Annotated in this window: 13 protein-coding genes and 1 tRNA gene; 7 read left to right on the forward strand and 7 right to left on the reverse strand. The window is 58.5% G+C overall.

The annotated features are described in order from the left end of the window. The first annotated feature begins 271 nt into the window (after nt 1–271). Both BGC09_RS20660 and BGC09_RS20665 read left to right on the forward strand, forming a co-directional pair. Entirely contained in the window at nt 272–1,051 is a 780-nt protein-coding gene (locus tag BGC09_RS20660) for a glycosyltransferase family 2 protein (RefSeq protein WP_069806100.1), read from the forward strand. A gap of 12 nt (nt 1,052–1,063) precedes the next feature. After that, nucleotides 1,064–1,456, forward strand: a complete 393-nt coding sequence (locus BGC09_RS20665) for a hypothetical protein (RefSeq protein ID WP_069806101.1) — start codon at nt 1,064–1,066, stop codon at nt 1,454–1,456. Nucleotides 1,457–1,623: 167 nt separating this feature from the next. Here BGC09_RS20665 and gyrA read toward each other — a convergent pair whose 3' ends face one another. Beyond that, nucleotides 1,624–4,179, reverse strand: a complete 2,556-nt coding sequence (gene gyrA, locus BGC09_RS20670) for a DNA gyrase subunit A (protein ID WP_084659195.1) — start codon at nt 4,177–4,179, stop codon at nt 1,624–1,626. A gap of 409 nt (nt 4,180–4,588) precedes the next feature. On the opposite strand from gyrA, the gene BGC09_RS20675 reads away from it, so the two are divergent. Continuing rightward, the gene (locus tag BGC09_RS20675) at nt 4,589–5,122 is read left to right on the forward strand and encodes a hypothetical protein (RefSeq protein WP_069806102.1); all 534 of its coding nucleotides are present in this window, start codon (nt 4,589–4,591) and stop codon (nt 5,120–5,122) included. Nucleotides 5,123–5,262: 140 nt separating this feature from the next. Beyond that, entirely contained in the window at nt 5,263–6,834 is a 1,572-nt protein-coding gene (locus BGC09_RS20680) for a PH domain-containing protein (RefSeq protein WP_069806103.1), read from the forward strand. A 244-nt stretch (nt 6,835–7,078) separates the two neighbouring features. Here the strand turns inward: BGC09_RS20680 and rlmD are convergent, their stop codons facing one another. The 6 genes from rlmD to BGC09_RS20710 all read right to left on the reverse strand — a co-directional run bounded on the left by rlmD (nt 7,079) and on the right by BGC09_RS20710 (nt 12,851). Next, nucleotides 7,079–8,434, reverse strand: coding sequence for a 23S rRNA (uracil(1939)-C(5))-methyltransferase RlmD (gene rlmD, locus BGC09_RS20685; protein WP_141727892.1), 1,356 nt, complete (start codon nt 8,432–8,434; stop codon nt 7,079–7,081). 371 nt (nt 8,435–8,805) lie between these two features. Continuing rightward, nucleotides 8,806–9,744, reverse strand: a complete 939-nt coding sequence (locus tag BGC09_RS20690) for a DUF8173 domain-containing protein (RefSeq protein WP_069806105.1) — start codon at nt 9,742–9,744, stop codon at nt 8,806–8,808. A gap of 263 nt (nt 9,745–10,007) precedes the next feature. Then, nucleotides 10,008–10,574: an anti-sigma factor gene (locus tag BGC09_RS20695; RefSeq protein WP_069806106.1), complete on the reverse strand. Its 567-nt coding sequence runs from the start codon at nt 10,572–10,574 to the stop codon at nt 10,008–10,010. Further along, on the reverse strand, nt 10,555–11,337 hold the full coding sequence (locus BGC09_RS20700; RefSeq protein ID WP_084659194.1) for a sigma-70 family RNA polymerase sigma factor: 783 nt from the start codon (nt 11,335–11,337) through the stop codon (nt 10,555–10,557). Before BGC09_RS20700 ends, BGC09_RS20695 begins: the two co-directional genes overlap by 20 nt. A 359-nt stretch (nt 11,338–11,696) precedes the next feature. Next, nucleotides 11,697–12,245, reverse strand: a complete 549-nt coding sequence (locus tag BGC09_RS20705) for a DUF4352 domain-containing protein (RefSeq protein WP_069806107.1) — start codon at nt 12,243–12,245, stop codon at nt 11,697–11,699. Nucleotides 12,246–12,766: 521 nt separating this feature from the next. Further along, nucleotides 12,767–12,851 (reverse strand) — tRNA-Leu (locus BGC09_RS20710). Between the two features lie 519 nt (nt 12,852–13,370). Here BGC09_RS20710 and BGC09_RS20715 point away from each other — a divergent pair. The 3 genes from BGC09_RS20715 to BGC09_RS20720 form a co-directional block, all read left to right on the forward strand. Then, nucleotides 13,371–15,419 carry a tRNA uridine-5-carboxymethylaminomethyl modification enzyme MnmG/GidA gene (locus BGC09_RS20715; RefSeq protein ID WP_069806108.1) on the forward strand — a complete coding sequence of 683 codons (2,049 nt, stop codon included), beginning with the start codon at nt 13,371–13,373 and terminating at the stop codon, nt 15,417–15,419. Between the two features lie 151 nt (nt 15,420–15,570). Continuing rightward, nucleotides 15,571–15,711 (forward strand): hypothetical protein, encoded by a 141-nt coding sequence (locus BGC09_RS23045; protein WP_162179472.1) that lies wholly within the window; start codon nt 15,571–15,573, stop codon nt 15,709–15,711. A 28-nt stretch (nt 15,712–15,739) separates the two neighbouring features. Then, nucleotides 15,740–16,205: response regulator transcription factor (locus tag BGC09_RS20720; protein ID WP_176728995.1), on the forward strand; the 466-nt coding region annotated here is incomplete at its 3' end.

Consider the following 16,205-nt stretch of genomic DNA (forward strand, 5'->3'; position numbering starts at 1 on the left):
ATTACACAACTGAGGAACTGGCTCGTTCTGCAGTTGCCATCAGGCTTGCTGGAATGCCATAGGGCCTATCCACAAGTGATCGGATGGTAGGTCCTGCACGCGCCTCCGCCGGCAGTCGGCATCAGGCATCCGGCTATGCATGGGCCAGAATGGTCAAGGTCTGCACGTAAGCAAGGATGCGACTGACATCTCCGTTGGGCCGTGCGAGCCAGAAGAAATGCCCGGTTCTTCTTCGTCATCTCAACTGCCGTACGGCAAGTAACAGGGAGCTATGAGCGAATTACGATCAGAAACTATTGAGACAGGAGTCAAGACGAAGTACAGCCTTTCGGTCATTCTGCCTGCCCATAACGAAGAGGCAGCCATTGCCGGTACACTGCAAAATGTCCTGGAGACGCTGACCCCCTGGGTGCAAGACTTTGAGGTCGTAGTAGTCAACGACGGCAGCAAAGACAGCACCAAGGCTATTGTGGAGGCGCTGGCTGCTGCTGATCCGCGCATTCGGCTGATCAACCATCCGGTTAATCGCGGTTATGGGGCGGCTCTAGTCAGTGGCTTTGAGGCAGCGAGTAAAGATCTCGCCTTCTTCATGGACTCTGATGGCCAGTTCGATATCCGCGACATCGCACAATTTTTTCCGCTCATTGAGCGCTTCGACGCGGTCCTGGGCTATCGGATCAAGCGCCAGGACACCTGGATGCGCAAGCTCAATGCCTGGGGCTGGAAATGGCTCGTGCGTCTGGTTTTCGGCCTGCGCGTACGCGACATTGACTGCGCCTTCAAGCTCTACCGGTCACAGTTTTTCCGGGAGCACAAGCTAGAGACGCGCGGCGCCATGATCAACACAGAGATTCTCTACAAGTTCACTCGCGCAGGCTATACCTATACTGAGGTTGGCGTTCACCACCTGCCCCGCAAAGGGGGGAGAGCCACGGGGGCCCGACCGGAGGTTATTGCTCGGGCCTTTCGTGAGCTGATCTACTACGCCTGGAAGTGGCGAGCAGAGGAACGCCAGCAGAGGCGAGCCTATCGAGCGGTTCTACACGAATGAGGTAGAGAAAGAATGAGCGCGACCTTTGCCGAGCTCTATGCTCCTGCCCTGAAAGAGGTCTTTACCGTCCAGGCTCGCCAGCGTCTGGCCGAGGGCGTGGACGGCCTGGAGTATGCGCGCTCCTACGCTGAACGGGGCAAACCCGATTTTGTTCTTGCGTTCCTGCTCCTCGTGGAGGCCGAAGATGATCTCAAGCGGGAGCTGCTAGCCTATGCCTATGAGCGGCGTGCTGTCCTCTCCGAACAGAAAGCTGCCAGCTTTGCGCGGCAGTTCCGCCGCTCCTTCCCACTCGTACGCCAGAGCGCTCATCAAGATCGGCTAGCGGCTCAGCGCATCCGTGCCGGCCAACCGCTGCCGTCGCCACACGAACTGGCGCGGCTCTTCAACGAGCAGGAGCGGCTATAAAAAGAAGAGCGGAGTCAAAGCGAACGCAAAGGCGATAGCGCCCAGCGACCGCGACAGCGCGGGGTCGATCCGCCCGGAGTGGTCAAGGTAGTGAGTCTGGACCAGGGTGGAGCGACCCCTACTCTTCTCTTATGCGCGTATGCCCGCAGGCCAGCTATAAGCTCTGCCTATGCCTGCCCAGGAGCAGAGCTTTCGGAAGAAAGTGGCTCGCTGTTGGCCTGGGGTTCCTCTCCCTCATGGCCCGGCGTCTGATCATCCTGTGATGTGAGGCTCTCCTCGCGCTCACCGTGGCGTTTCCCGTTCGTCGTCGCCACTGCCACCACACTATCGCCGTCAGCAATCGTCATCAGGCGTGTTCCCTGAGTAGCGCGGCCCAGACGCGAGACATTGCTGATCTCCGTGCGGATCACCACCCCGCCGGCGGTAATAATCATCAAATCATTATCGAGATCAGTAATGATGCGGGCTGTAGCCACCGGACCAGTTTTCTCCGTCACCTTCGCTGTCAGCACGCCGCTGCCGCCGCGGCTGTGCGGTGGATACTCCTCGATAGGGGTACGCTTGCCATAGCCGCGCTCGGTCACCACCAACAGCTCGCTGTCGCGGGGAGTCAAATTGAGAGAGACCACGCTGTCGCCCTCTTCCAGCCGAATACCGCGCACCCCGCCGCTCATACGCGAGGCAGCCCGCAGCTCCTCCACGGTAAAGCGGATGGCCTTCCCGTGAGCGGTAATCAAGAGCACGTGGTCATCGGCGCGCGCCAGCTTCGCCCCGATCAAGCGATCGTCCTCCTCGAGATTCATAGCGATCAGCCCCTGGCGGCGCACGCTCTCAAACTCGCTCATGACTGTCTTCTTCACCTCGCCCTTGCGGGTTGCCACGATCATATAATCGCGACTGACCCCTTTGGGCACGGCCACGATAGCCGTCACGCGCTCCTGCTGATCAAGAGCAATCAGGTTAATCAGGTGCTCGCCCCGGGCCGTGCGACTGACATCGGGCAGCTCATAAACGCGGAGCTGATAGACGCGGCCCCGGTCGGTAAAGAAGAGCAAATGATCATGGGCGTGGGCCACCAGCAAATGGCGGACGGCATCATCCTCGCGTGTAACCATCCCGGTCACGCCCTTGCCGCCGCGGCGCTGGGCGCGGTACGTGCTGGAGGGGAGACGCTTGATATAGCCCTTCTCTGTCAGCGTCACCACCACTTCCTCGTTCGGAATGAGGTCCTCTTCCGTGAAGTCGCCGGCCTCTCCTTCGCTGATATCGGTGCGGCGCGGATCGCCGTACTTCTCTTTCAGCTCCTCCAGATCGGCTTTAATCAGCTTGCGCACTTCATTAATATCGCTCAGCACCAGGTTATAGTAATCAATATGCTGCTGAACGGTGCGTAGCTCCTCCTCGACCTGCTGACGCTCGAGGGCGGCCAAGCGAGCGAGGCGCATATCAAGGATGGCGCTGGCCTGGGCCTCAGAGAAACCGAACTGCGCCTGCAGCGTGCGATTCAGCTCAGCCTCCGTGCCCTGCGACTGGCGAATCGTCTGCAAAATGGCATCGAGGTGCTCGAAAGCCTTGCGGAAGCCTTCGAGGATATGCTTGCGAGCCTCAGCGCGAGCCAGCTCATAGCGGGTGCGCCGCGTAATCACCTGTTCACGATGGTTGATATAGTGCTGCAAGAAGCCTTTGAGCGTCAGAATGCGCGGTTGGCGATCGACCAGGGCCAGCATATTGGCATTAAAGGCGCTCTGCATCGCCGTGTACTTGTAGAGCGAATTGAGGACACTGGTCGGATTCGCATCGCGCTTCAGCTCGATGACCATACGCATCCCGCGGCGATCCGATTCGTCGCGCACCTCGGCGATGCCTTCGATCTTCTTGTCGCGCGCTAGCTCGGCGATCTTCTTAACAAGCTCGGCCTTATTAACCTGATAGGGCAGTTCAGTCACCACGATACTGGCGCGCCCACGCTCGTTCTCCTCGATATGGGTCCGAGCCCGGACGACAATGCGTCCGCGTCCATTGGCATACATATTGCGGATGCCCTCGCGGCCCTGGATAATGCCCCCGGTGGGAAAGTCGGGGCCAAGGATGATGCGCGAGAGGTCCTCAGTGGTGGCCTCGGGGTGATCGATCAGGTAGATGATCCCGTTACAGACCTCGACAAGATTGTGGGGAGGGATATTCGTGGCCATGCCAACGGCGATACCAGCAGAGCCATTGACCAGGAGATTGGGCAGGCGTGCTGGCAGGACGGTTGGCTCTTTCGCCTGGTTGTCATAGTTGGGCACGAAGTCGACGGTATCTTTGTCGATATCGCGCAGCATCTCGTCGGCGATGGGGGCCATTTTGGCCTCCGTATAGCGCATCGCCGCCGGAGGATCATCGTCCTGAGAGCCAAAGTTGCCTTGTCCTAAGATCAGCGGATAGCGCATCGACCAGGGCTGGGCCATGCGCACCAGGGTATCGTAAACGGCAACGTCGCCGTGTGGATGGTAGAGTTTGAGCACCTCGCCGACCGTACCGGCGCATTTGCGGAAAGGTTTATTGGCTTGCAGGCCCATCTGCTCCATGGCGTAGAGGATGCGACGATGCACCGGCTTGAGGCCATCGCGCACATCCGGCAGCGCGCGGCTGACGATGACGCTCATGGAGTAGTTCAGATAGGCTACGGTCATTTGTTCAACTATATCAACAGTTTTGACATTGCCTACTTCTTCCATCATGCAAAAATCCTCGAGCGAAAAAGAGAGATCAGCGCCAACGCTCAAGCGCTGCTGGCTGCCTCAGATGGGGACAAGACGAGCTGGATGGAGGCCAGATAAGGGTCGAGCCGGGCAAACCGGACCTCCTTCTCACACCCGCATTTTCTTATAGTATAGCATATCTGAGAGAAAATTGCGAATGGGGGCCAGAACTTCCCTATCGGGGATTGAAAACCCGCAGCTTTTCGCCCATCCAGTGCTATATTTCATAGCTGACATGTGGTATGATAGATGCTAGAGCGGGATTAAAAGAGGCTTGTATAGCGCTGTACGGTAGGCGTCCTGGACACTGCCCAGGGGACGACACTGCAGTGCTGCTAGCGATTGGGCTACGGCTGATGCCATTAGAGGGAGAAGGGTAAGCAAAACAATGGAATGGCATCTCACTCTTCAGACGGCCTTATTCATCCTGCTGGTGCCGATCTTTCTCTGGCTCGGCTACCGTCGGGGATGGCGTCGTGAGCTGTTCCTCTTGCCGTTTGTGCTGGGGGCAGTGCTATTTCTCATCCTGAATGTGGGGCGAGGGCTGACACAGTTTCTGACCCAGCTTTTTGTTGATCAGCCTGGCATCAGCCCCTCGCCGCGGGCGGTGACCATTGTCACCGTGCTTTGTCTAGCGGGCATTATTGCAGCGGGCTATCTCCTGGGCAACCGCCTCTTTCCCAAGCCGAGCGCGCCCCAGGATCGCGTCCTTGGTCTTGGCCCGGCCTTTATCACTGGCTGTGTCGCGGTCTTCTATCTCACGACCCTGGTTTTTCCACAGACCCAGGCGGTGATGCTAGGTCAGGGCTTCATTCTGCTGGATCAGTATCATCTAGGCTACTATGCGCTAGCGCTCTTTATTATCATCGCTGTTGTGGTCGTCATCCGGCTGGTCACGGCCAGTAGTGGCAAGAAGAAGTAGCAGGCAGGGGCTGAGGTCGTGAGTGGGGTAGGAGGAAAAGATGAGCAGGCAAGCTCGGGTCTTTGAGTGAAGCCAGGAGGAGGCGACCCAGTGCGGATGACCTGGCGTGTCATCTGCCACGCTGCCGAGGTGAGTGAGCGATGAGCAAGAAAGACGCCAAAACCATTGCTGCCGAAGAGCAAGAGAAAGACGATCCCTGGCGCTCCGGGCGAGCGCGCTGGAACATTCGTCAATTCCGACGAGGGCGAGACAGACGCTGGCACTTTCCCGGCCAGCAGCCCGATGAAGTTGTTCGACTGGTGGTCCGCAAGCACAAGGTCTTTCTGTTGAAGCCGGCTATGCCTACCATTGGCCTGGTTCTGGCCTTGGGACTGGTGATCTGGGCCAGCACTCGTCAGCCGGCCTTGGGAGGACTGTGGCTTGCCCTCGAGGTGATCATTTCACTGCTGATGCTGGCTGCTTTCGGCTGGTTTCTGTGGAAGGACTTCCTTGCCTGGTGGTTGGAGACCTACATCATCACCAACAAGCGCATTATCAGTTCGCGGGGAGTGCTCCAACCGGTGCGCCAGCAGATCGAGATCAGCAAAGTCAACCAGGTTGGTATTGACCAGGACAGCCTGCTCAGTCTCTTACTCTCCTATGGCAACGTGCATCTGTATCTGACCGGCGGCGACTTCATTATGAAGGATGTGCCTGCGCCGCAGAAGGTCAAGGATGCTATCGAGGGGCTGAGCGCTGAGGTCAAGGGCAATAAGAAGCCAGAGGAGAAACCGCTTGCTCCCCGTGATCAAGACCTGACCCGTGTGCTGGAGCAACTTGCCAAAGGCAAGGAAGTGCCCAAGCTCCAGGATGCCGATGAGCGCTATCCGTTGCGCCATCCCGACCGCGTGCGTGGTCCCAGGCGGACCTTTGGTGGTCCCCTGCACATTCCCTGCGATGTCCATTACGCCTCGGGTGAGTTCACCGTTGAGTACATTCAGCGCTCGCGCTATGTACTCTACCGCAACCTGGCTCTGCCGCTCTTCTTCTTCATCTGCATTCCTCTCCTGGCGATACGTGTCTCGCAGCTTATCCCCGCAACCTGGTATCTGGTCGCCCTGATCGAGGTCGTACTCCTGCTGGTCATGGGCTTGATCTACGTCAACTACGTCGATGATGTCTACATTCTGACGAACCGCCGCATCATCGACATCCAGCGTCGCCTGATTTTCCTCTATGAGGCGCGGGTTGAGACCGAGTACAAGAACATCCGTGACATCAAAGTGACGGTCTCCAGCGTCATAGAGCGGCTACTTGATATAGGGAATGTCTACATTGAGACCCCTGGTTCCAGCGCTGACATCGTCCTTTCCACGGTCGACCATCCTTTCCTGATTCAGGACAAGATCTACTCGATCAAGGGGTACAAGGATCGGGTAGATGCCGTCTCTAAAGAAAATGCCAGCAAGAAGGAGCTACAGACCTGGTTTGCGACGGTCCTGGCAACGCTCGAAGGGAAATGGCTCAACTATGGCACACCCAATCTGCAGCGCCTCGATTATTGGTCGGCGGTTGAGCGTGCCAGTGAGTTTGGCCTGCGAGTTGTGGCTATGGGGGAAGACACATCGTATCCCGATTTACCGCCGGGACTGGTTGTGCGCCAGAATCCTCCACCCGGCACGGTCATCAGCCAGGGGGGCGAGATCCAGGTCTACCTGAGCAGGCGGTCTTGACTGGCTACGACCGTGCATTGCCTGGCATACAGGCAGTTGGTCTAGAGTGCCTGTGGTGCCTGGGCAGAAGGCCGCAACGCAAAAGAGAGAGAAAGCGCTGCGCCGGCAGGCTAATCCTCCTTCCCCATAAGGGAGGAAGCTAGCGCGCCGGTGCAGCGCTCTTGTTATACAAGATCAGAGAGCAAGGTCAAAAGGATTTGCTCACTCAGGAAGATATCCTCTCGCTCAGGCGAGCGACTTGAACTCAGCGCATGTTCCCACGTATGAGCAAAGCCACGCACTCGATATGGTAGGTTTGGGGGAACATATCGATAGGTTGGGCGGCGATCAAGCGATAGCGATCGCCGGCGCAGAGCGTAGCGATATCGCGCGCCAGCGTGCTTGGATCACACGAGACATAGCAGATAGCCCGTGGAGCCAGAGCCAACAAGCCCTGTAGGGCCTTCGGGTGGCAGCCGGCGCGTGGTGGGTCGATGACAGCCAGATCGATGCGCTCGCGGCGATAGTGAAGCTGTCCAAGCAAGCGTTCGAGGGTGCCCTCGATCGTCGTAATATTGCTCTGATTATTGAGCAAAGCGTTGGCCCGTGCATCGGTGACGGCGCTGGGCTGTGACTCGATAGCGATCACGCGGGCGGAGTGATTAGCCAGGAAAGCCGAGAAGAGGCCAACGCCGCTATAGCCATCCAGGACCACATCGCTGCGACGTGGCTCCAGCATGGCCAGGGTGCGCTCGATCAAAGTCGCGGCCTGAGTAATATTCACCTGGAAGAACGAATCGGCGGAGACGCGGAAGCGCTTGCCGAGGACCATATCGGTGAGGAACTCCTGTCCCACCACCACGCGACCGAAGCGTCCGCCGACGCGCTCGATAATGACTCCGACGATGCCGGGAGCGATTGTAATCAGCTCATGGGCCAGCTGTTGAGGCGCCTCGATGATCGAGCCGGGGCGGGCCTGGATTGTCAGCAACGTAGGCACAGCCCTGGCCGTTTCGCCGGAGCCGCCGGCGGGGCTGACAGTGCCGACGGCGCCGCGGATCGTAAACTTCTGGATCATCTGGCCCAGGGCATCCCCGAAATACTTCAACAGTTTGGCGCGCACGCGCTGATAGACCATATCCAGGGCGGGGTGCAACAGGGGGCAGTCCTCCAGGTCCTGGACGTCGTGGCTATCGGTCAGCTGGAAACCGATCTCGCAATTGGGACCGGTCGAAAACTGAGCGATATTGCGATAGTGCCAGGGCGAGATGCCAGGGGGCATGCCGATAGTCGGGTGGACCACCGCATCGGGCTGCTTACCGATACGCACCAGCAGCTGGCGGACGATGTGAGCCTTCCAGGTCAGCTGGGCGGGATAAGCGATATGTTGCCACTGACAGCCGCAGTCAGTCAGCTGAGGATAGCGCGGCTCTACTCGCTCTGGAGCAGGGCGTAAGACCTCCAGCAGCGCCGCTCGCGCATGACCGCGACGTTCTTCAACGATTTCCACACGAACACGTTCGCCGGGAATGCCACCGGGTACAAAAAGGACCCGTCCCTCGTATCTTCCGACGGCGTCGCCTCCATAGGCAAGGTCTGTCAATTCAACGTCGATGCTCATAATCACCTCGGCGGCCACCTGCACTCTAGAGGCTTGCGTCCCTGCAAAGGTCCTGATCGGTTGCGCGCATGACTGCGGGGGCAGGCCCTACGAGCGCATCGATTGTGCCGTCCCATCTTTCCAACATTGTAACAAACCTACACTGTTGTGCAACAGCAGGGGTGAAGAAGGAGGGGCCGTACGTACCCCCTCTTCTGAGCTTGGGAAGGGGGGGCCCGCAAGCGACGGGCCCAATCAGTAATACGCCCCTATTATACAGGATGTCGCACAGTCAGGCGATGGTTAGTTGTGACCAACCCCCATCTCTCCCTGCTACGAGCGGTGGTCGGGCGGACAAAGAACTGGCTAACCGGGAAGGAGCCGGACCACGTCTAAAGCATGAGCGGGTAGCGAGGCAGGCCATAGAGCCGGGTGCCAAAGCGGCTCAGGAGGGCTGCACCCAGACCAAGCAGGCCTGCGCCCAGGCTCACCAGCCAGCCGAGAAGAGGGAGAGAGCTAGCCAGAGTCAGGATGACGAGTCCCACCGCCACCTGGATCAAGCGGGCGTGCCGCTGTGGAGCGGACGTCTGTAAGAGTCGTTCACCGATCAACAGGCCGAGGGCAACCATGCCCAGCGCCCACCCCGCAATCAATCCTACAGCCACTATAATAGCCAGCGGAATAGTAATGATCAGGGTACTCAACAGTAGGATGAGGGCCGGGGCTAGAATTGAGCTGAGCAGGCCCACGAGTAGGCTGCGCCCGGCGCAGGTCTGGATTGTCGTACGCACCAGCATCACGTGCTCAGGAAAGAGCCAGGTAAGCAGCAGACCAAGCCCTACCCAGATCAACAGGGAGAGAGAAGGGAAGCTGAAGCTCAAGGAGCTGGGGAAGGGCCAGATCAAGTGCTGCGAGCGGTCAATGAGGGTGCCATCGATCTGGGCATTGCGCTCCCGGGACCAGCGGGCATTGTAGAGGTGGATAGTGCCGTGAACGTGGGAGCCGCTCTGCAGGCTGACTGCGCCGCCGTAGAGGTTCACATCCCCATTCACTGTCCCCTCGATAATCACATTGCCGCTAAAAGCCACTACATTGCCATTCACTGTGCCATTAATGGCAACCGTACCACCGAAAGAGATAAGATCACTGCAGAGCACCTGATTGCTGGCAACCAGGAGATTACCACCGATGAACGGCCCATGTCTGGTGCACTGATCACCCCCTCCTTGGAACTCTTGCTGAGGAGTCACAAGGGGCGCGGCGAAGGTCTCCCTCGGAAAAAGCGCTCCTGTGAGAAGGAGCAAGAGGAGGCAGAACATCACCAACCCCATGCAGCTAGCTCCCGCAAGCAAGAGCCACAGCTGTCGTTTCCGCGTAGGCTTAAGCATCGGCTCCCGATCCCCTCGCTCTCAATGTCGACAAGCGGCCAGGCTTCAATGCTGGCTGGCTGGCTGCTTTCAGTTCAGACTCCAGCCAGTCGGTGAGTGAACCAGTCAGACCTCCAGCAGCAGGGCTGGCTGGCGCTGTCCGCTTTGCCCCCGGCCTGTTCCTTGCTGACTTTCTTCCTTCTCTCGCTTGCGGTTTGACGGCCTGGTCAGGCCTCTTGTGGAACGCGCATGAGGCGCAGCCACATCGCCGCTAGCAGGAGCAGGAGGAAGGCTAGAGCGGCCAGTAGCAGATTGTCTTGCGAGACAAAGCTCAGACCAAGGCGCAGATAGGTGAGCGCCACCAGAGAAACATCAACAACATCGCTCAGCAGTAGCAGCGTTCTGACCAGTAGCTCGGGTTGATTGAAGAAGAGCAGGAATAACAATACAGGAATGCTGGCAGTCAGAATAAACAGCGAGACCATGAACAAAGAGCTTAAGGTCTGGAGACGTGCCAGGCGAGTGCGTTGCTGTTGGTGCAGCTCCTCAAGCTGGCGTGTCGTACGCTGGCGCAGGTAGATGGCCTGCATGATCTGTTCAGTAGAAAGGTTGCAAGAAACGGGCGAGAAATTCCCGTGCAGAGTCCGCTTCAGCTGCTGCTGCTGCTGCTCATAGTGCCGGCAGGCGGGACAATGAGCCAGATGAGCAAGAACCTCGGAGCGTCGGCGGGCCGTCTCGGCCTCGCTGTCGCTGTGCTCCTCAGTCAGCCATGCTCTAGCGTCGCGGCAGCGCATCGACCTCTCCCTCCTTTGCATCTTCCTGCTGCATATAGCGCGCGAGCAGCTCACGTGCTCGGTGCAGGCGTGCTTTCACCAGGGCGGGTGTCAGCTTGAGTGCGCTGGCAATCTCCTCATAGGATAGATCGTACCAGTAGCGCAGGACAATCACCGCGCGGTACTTGGCCGGGAGACGCTGCAGATAGCGCTGAATCTCATCATGCTGCTCACCCTCTAGCGCAGACTGCTCGGGGCTGCTGCCGTGGTCGATGATCCATTCAAGGAACGGCACTTCTTCCAGCGATCTGGCCAAAAAGCGCCGCCGCCTGAACTGGTCGATGGCCAGATGTGAGGCGATCGAGAGCAGCCAGGTGCTGAACTTATGAGCAGGCTTGTAGCTGGTCAGTTGCATGTAGGCACGGACGAAGGCTTCCTGGGTGACATCCTCGGCCTCAGTCACGTTGCCTAACATACGGTAGGCCAGGTTGTATACTGCATCTTTGTAGCGCTCGACGAGCACGCTGAAGGCATCTTGCTCGCCTGACAGCACAAGCTCGACCAGCGCCGTATCGCTGATCGCCTCCACAGCTGCCCCTTGTACCTGTCCGTGCAGGAGCTGCTCCCCCGTGACGGCTCCCTGTCCACTTTGTGTATGGCTCCGGCTGGAAATAGCCTCTGCGCTTTCCTCGGGCCGACTTCCTCGCTTGCGACGTATATGGCGCGCTGGTTGGGCCACTGCTCCAAGACTCAGCGCTCCTGATGCTCGTAGTGTCGAGTCCATCTTTAGCTGTCCGCTCGTTTCCTTTTCGACCGCTTTATCTATATATAGAAATGGATTGAAAGGTCCTTCTATAGCGAGATACGAGCGGTGACTAAAAAAGTTGTAATCTTTTGGCAAGTGTAGCACGAGGGAGGAAGCTCTGGCAAGGGGTGGTCTAGTCCTGGGAGATTCGGCTGGCCGACCATGTGAGTATCCATTGAACCTGCTCATCAGTGGCTCGGCGTCTGGCGGGATCGAGTGAGACGGACGTCCTGTAGTAAGGACAAAAAGGCTACAGGACGTCCGTTGCTTCCCTTTGGTATGTGCCGCCTGGTGGACAAGCAAGGCGAAGGGAAGAGGGGAGTGGTGGTGTGAGAGCGCTAGATGCTGATATCCCAGATGGTTTGGCCGCTCTCCAAGAGGTCGCTCACGAAGGCCAGGGTGTAGTGGTGCTCTGAGCGAGGAACCTCGTAGGCCAGGGTGCCGCGGATTTGCCCGCCGGCTTCAACCTTGCCATCGGGTGTCTTGGGGGCCGAAGTGACAATGGCAAAATCCATCTCCTGGCCGCTGCTGTCTCTCAGGGTGAAGTTCGCGGCAGAGGAGACGACCTGCTCGCTGCTGCTGAGGTTCTTGAGCGAGACGTCGATGAGCAGGTAGGTATTGCCGGCTTTGGGGTGGCTGAACTCATCGCCGTCGCTGGTTTTGACCCCGAGCACGGTCACCTGCCAGCTGTCTCCTACCTTGACGGCCTGGCCGACTTTGAAATGCTGTGTCGCGGGAGCGCTTGTGGACGCGCTCGTCTTGTTGGTAGTGCTCGAAGAGGACGGAGTAACTGCTGTCCCTGTGTTGCTGCTCGTGCTCCCATCACAGGCCAGCAGGGCCACGATGAGAAGGCCCACTCCTATCACCAGACTCAACGCACGCTTCATCTTTCGATCAACCTCCGTTCTTTCAGATGGGCTAGTAGATCCTGGGAACCATCTTCCCAATCGCTCAACGTTCGTCGCCGTAATTTTTATTGCTCAGGTTTTCCCATTAAAATGGCTCAGTAAGCCCCCGGAAAGCATCTTTAAACATGAAAATATGGGCCAATTGTGACTGAAAAGGCACATTTTCTACTTGATTTCATGACTTCTGGCCCGCACGGGGGGGCCGGATGGGCGTGAAGCAAGCGGCCAATGGTGGGCAGACCGCTTGCTTCACGCCCTGGGGAGCAGGTACGGAAGTCTCTCAGAAGACAGAAAGAGAGAAGGTCGGATGTCGACGCTGCGGTCAAATGGTTAGCTGGCTCAGGGGAGTGTGTTAGCTTTGGGTTTTGGGAGGGCTGTGTAGCCCAGGGGATCAGGGTCAAAAGGGTCGATCTGAAAGGCAAAGGTGCCCTGGGGTGAGCTGGTTGGGGAAAGGGCTGAGTGGGCCTGTGGAGCTGTGTGGAGCGGGAAGAGGGAACAGGTGGGGCGAGTGGGACTCGAACCCACACGGGGGTCTCACCCCAGGGGATTTTAAGTCCCCTGCGTCTACCATTTCGCCATCGCCCCATCGTCTCCTGGCTGACCAGGCGGCGGGCACCTGTAACATCTGTCCACGCCTGGACACTGCGCCACTTCGGCCTTCTGTTCCACCCTGGCACTCGAGCGGGACACAGCCTTGTGGTCAGCTTTAAACTCTGCAATGCTACAGATCCCAGTGCAATTCTAGCAGATCTTAGGGGAGAGGACAAGTCAGCTTCCACCGCTTCAAGAGGCGAGTAATCTCCGGCTTCATCGATCCAGGCCGTCAGCTCAGCTCTCTTTCTTTGCCTACCAGGGGCAGGAAGCATGATGATCAAGGCCGGATTTACTGATTGGCTCCTGTCAAGACGCAGGAGCAGGGGCTTGTCCTGGGCTGGGCCGCCTTCCGCTATGGGGAGGCTGAGCCGATACGCTTCTAGCGAGCAGCTTGAGGGGCAATTTGTCAAAGGCGGCGGTGGCTGTATTGACGTGCCTTTTTATCTGCGGCATAATACCAGAGTGATCGTTATACATGTACATGACATGTAAGTGGGCGGAACGCAACAAATGACAAACGAAGCAGGCACTCAGAGTCTTTCCGCTGAAGGGCAACAGCGAGGCACGTATGAGGTGATCGTGGTTGGGGCAGGCCATGCCGGCTGCGAGGCCGCCCTGGCCAGCGCGCGTATGGGCCGTAAGACACTGCTACTCACCATGAACCTGGACAGCATTGCGCTCATGCCCTGCAATCCCTCAATGGGTGGACCAGCGAAGGGGCACCTGATCAAGGAAATCGATGCCCTTGGCGGCGAAGTTGGGCGCAACACGGATCGCACCTTCATTCAGATCCGCTTACTCAACACTGGCAAAGGGCCAGCGGTCCAGGCCCTGCGCGCTCAATGTGACAAGCAGGCCTATCGCCTGGCGATGAAATTTGCATTAGAAGCTCAGCCTCATCTTGAGCTGAAGCAGGCGACGATCACGCACTTTCTCTATGAGCAGGGGCAAGACGGACGCCCGGCTATTCGCGGGGTCGTGACCAGTACCGGCTGGCAGTATGAGGCGAAGGCGGTTGTGCTGACAACGGGCACTTTTCTCAATGGGCGCCTCGTGGTGGGCGAGAAGACGCAGCCGGGCGGACGCGCTGGCGAGGGTCCCTCGCTGGGAGTCGCCGACTCGCTGCGTGCCTTTGGCCTGGAGGTGCGCCGTTTCAAAACCGGAACACCGCCACGCATCGATGCGCGCACCATCGATTTCAGTCAGACTGAGCCGCAGCCGGGCAGCCGCGTTCCCCTCTATTTCTCCTGGGATGAAGCCGCCCGGGCCGATGTGCAGCTGCCCGGCGGGCGGCCTAATCCGGTCTATCCGGTTACCGATGAGGATCTCCACGGCTGGCGTCCGCAGTTGCCTTGCTATCTGGTGCGCACCAACGAGCGCACCCATGAGGTGATTCGCTCCAACCTGCATCGCTCTCCTCTCTTCAATGGCCTCATCGAAGGCATCGGGCCCCGCTATTGTCCATCGATCGAGGATAAGGTGGTACGTTTCGCTGAAAAGCCCTCCCATCAGGTCTTTTTGGAGCCGGAGGGTTGGCGCACGGGCGAGGTCTACGTGCAGGGGATGAACACCAGCCTTCCCGAGGATGTGCAGCTGGCCATGCTGCGCTCTATTCCGGCCCTGGAGCGCGTGGAGATTGTCCGCTTTGGATACGCCGTCGAATACGATTATGTTCCCCCTTATCAGCTCATGCCGACCCTGCAGACGCGGGCCGTAGCCGGCCTCTTTCTGGCCGGCCAGATCAACGGCACCTCGGGCTATGAGGAGGCGGCAGCCCAGGGGATGATGGCCGGCATCAATGCCGCTCTCTATGCCCGCGGTGAGGCGGGCTTCGTCCTGGGCCGACACGAAGCCTATATCGGCGTTCTCATCGACGACCTGGTCACTCGTCCCCTCAGCGAGCCCTATCGCCTGCATACTTCGCAAGCCGAGTATCGCCTCCTCCTGCGCGCCGATAGCGCTGATCTGCGCCTGAGCGACTACGCCTATCGCCTGGGCCTCATCGATGAACAACGCTATGCCCAAGTGCTGCACAAGCGCGAGCAGATTGAGCAGGCCCTGGGACGCCTGAGCAAGGTGATCTTGACTTCCTCGCGCAGTGTCGAGTCTGCCGCGCGCGAGGTTGGCATCGCTCCGCTTGGTCAGATGACCTCGGCTCGCGATTTGTTGCGGCGTCCCGAGGTGCACTATGGACAGGTCGCAGAACTGGCCCGCCTTGCCTTCCAGAACGAAGAGCGCGCGAACGCTGAGCCGCCTTTGCCCGCACTTCCCCCCGATGTCGCGCAAGAGGTTGAATTACAGGTTAAATACGAATATTATGTTCAAAAACAGCAACAGTTGGTTCGGCAGGCTCAGCGTCTTGAGGGACTCCTCATTCCCGAGGGTCTTGATTATCAGAGCATTCCCCACTTACGGACGGAAGCGCGGCAGAAGCTGGCCCGCTTGCGCCCACGCACGGTTGGACAGGCCTCACGTATTGAGGGAGTCACGCCGGCGGATATCGCTATTCTGATGGTCTATGTGGAGAAGCTACGAGCGGCGACGAAAGCTGTCTCGTAATAGGTGCCCCCGGTCAGCAAAGCAAGGGGCGAGGGCAAAGCACAGAGGGAGGAGAACGGTGATCAACCTCTGGCGCATTGTTGATGGACCGTGGTAAGTAGAGACGACCGTCGGTTGTCCTGGCCTGGAGAGGGATGCAAGGAGGCATGGCATGCGGCTACTGCTTAGGCTACTACGCTCCTTTGCTTCTATAGCGATGTGTCCGAACAGCATGCTCATCCTGCCGGGCCGTGAGGCAGAGCGCAGCCCAAAGCTGGATGGACTGCGGACCTTCCCCGTTCCCGGCGGCTGAGCACTATGTGCTGAAGAGGGGAAGAACTGTGTATATCCTTGTGGTTGATGATAGCCAGTTTACAACTGCGCTGGTGCAGTTTGCCTTGAAACAGGAAGGCTACGAAGTTGAAGTCACGGACAACCCTCGTGGGGCCATGCAGATGATCCAGAAGCGCGAGCCTGACCTGTTGATCCTCGACATTGCCATGCCCTATCAGAGCGGTTTCGAGTTTACTGCCAGGTTGCGAGCGGAGGGTTACGATATTCCTCTGATCTTCATGACCGCCCAGGATAGCATGGAGTCTAAGCTCAAAGGCTTTCATATTGGGGCTGACGACTATATTTGTAAGCCTTTCGATCACCAGGAGCTGGTCGCGCGTGTCCAGGCTGTGCTTCGTCGCATCAAGCGCAGCAAACACAGTGAAGGTCAAAGTATCCGCGTTGGCCCGATCGAGCTGTTCCCGGCTGAGCTACAGGTGGTGATCAATGATCGCGTCAAAGTGCCATTGACCC

The organism is Thermogemmatispora onikobensis (assembly GCF_001748285.1).
GTDB classification, from domain to species: Bacteria; Chloroflexota; Ktedonobacteria; order Ktedonobacterales; family Ktedonobacteraceae; genus Thermogemmatispora; species Thermogemmatispora onikobensis.

What these genes read in the sequence shown, in the direction of transcription:
- gyrA (WP_084659195.1), bottom strand. Translation starts at nt 4,179, where the DNA reads ATGATGGAAGAAGTAGGCAATGTCAAAACTGTTGATATAGTTGAACAA.
- rlmD (WP_141727892.1), bottom strand. Translation starts at nt 8,434, where the DNA reads ATGAGCATCGACGTTGAATTGACAGACCTTGCCTATGGAGGCGACGCC.
- BGC09_RS20705 (WP_069806107.1), bottom strand. Translation starts at nt 12,245, where the DNA reads ATGAAGCGTGCGTTGAGTCTGGTGATAGGAGTGGGCCTTCTCATCGTG.
- BGC09_RS20660 (WP_069806100.1), top strand. Translation starts at nt 272, where the DNA reads ATGAGCGAATTACGATCAGAAACTATTGAGACAGGAGTCAAGACGAAG.
- BGC09_RS20690 (WP_069806105.1), bottom strand. Translation starts at nt 9,744, where the DNA reads ATGGGGTTGGTGATGTTCTGCCTCCTCTTGCTCCTTCTCACAGGAGCG.
- BGC09_RS23045 (WP_162179472.1), top strand. Translation starts at nt 15,571, where the DNA reads ATGCGGCTACTGCTTAGGCTACTACGCTCCTTTGCTTCTATAGCGATG.
- BGC09_RS20715 (WP_069806108.1), top strand. Translation starts at nt 13,371, where the DNA reads ATGACAAACGAAGCAGGCACTCAGAGTCTTTCCGCTGAAGGGCAACAG.
- BGC09_RS20680 (WP_069806103.1), top strand. Translation starts at nt 5,263, where the DNA reads ATGAGCAAGAAAGACGCCAAAACCATTGCTGCCGAAGAGCAAGAGAAA.
- BGC09_RS20695 (WP_069806106.1), bottom strand. Translation starts at nt 10,574, where the DNA reads ATGCGCTGCCGCGACGCTAGAGCATGGCTGACTGAGGAGCACAGCGAC.
- BGC09_RS20700 (WP_084659194.1), bottom strand. Translation starts at nt 11,337, where the DNA reads ATGGACTCGACACTACGAGCATCAGGAGCGCTGAGTCTTGGAGCAGTG.
- BGC09_RS20675 (WP_069806102.1), top strand. Translation starts at nt 4,589, where the DNA reads ATGGAATGGCATCTCACTCTTCAGACGGCCTTATTCATCCTGCTGGTG.
- BGC09_RS20665 (WP_069806101.1), top strand. Translation starts at nt 1,064, where the DNA reads ATGAGCGCGACCTTTGCCGAGCTCTATGCTCCTGCCCTGAAAGAGGTC.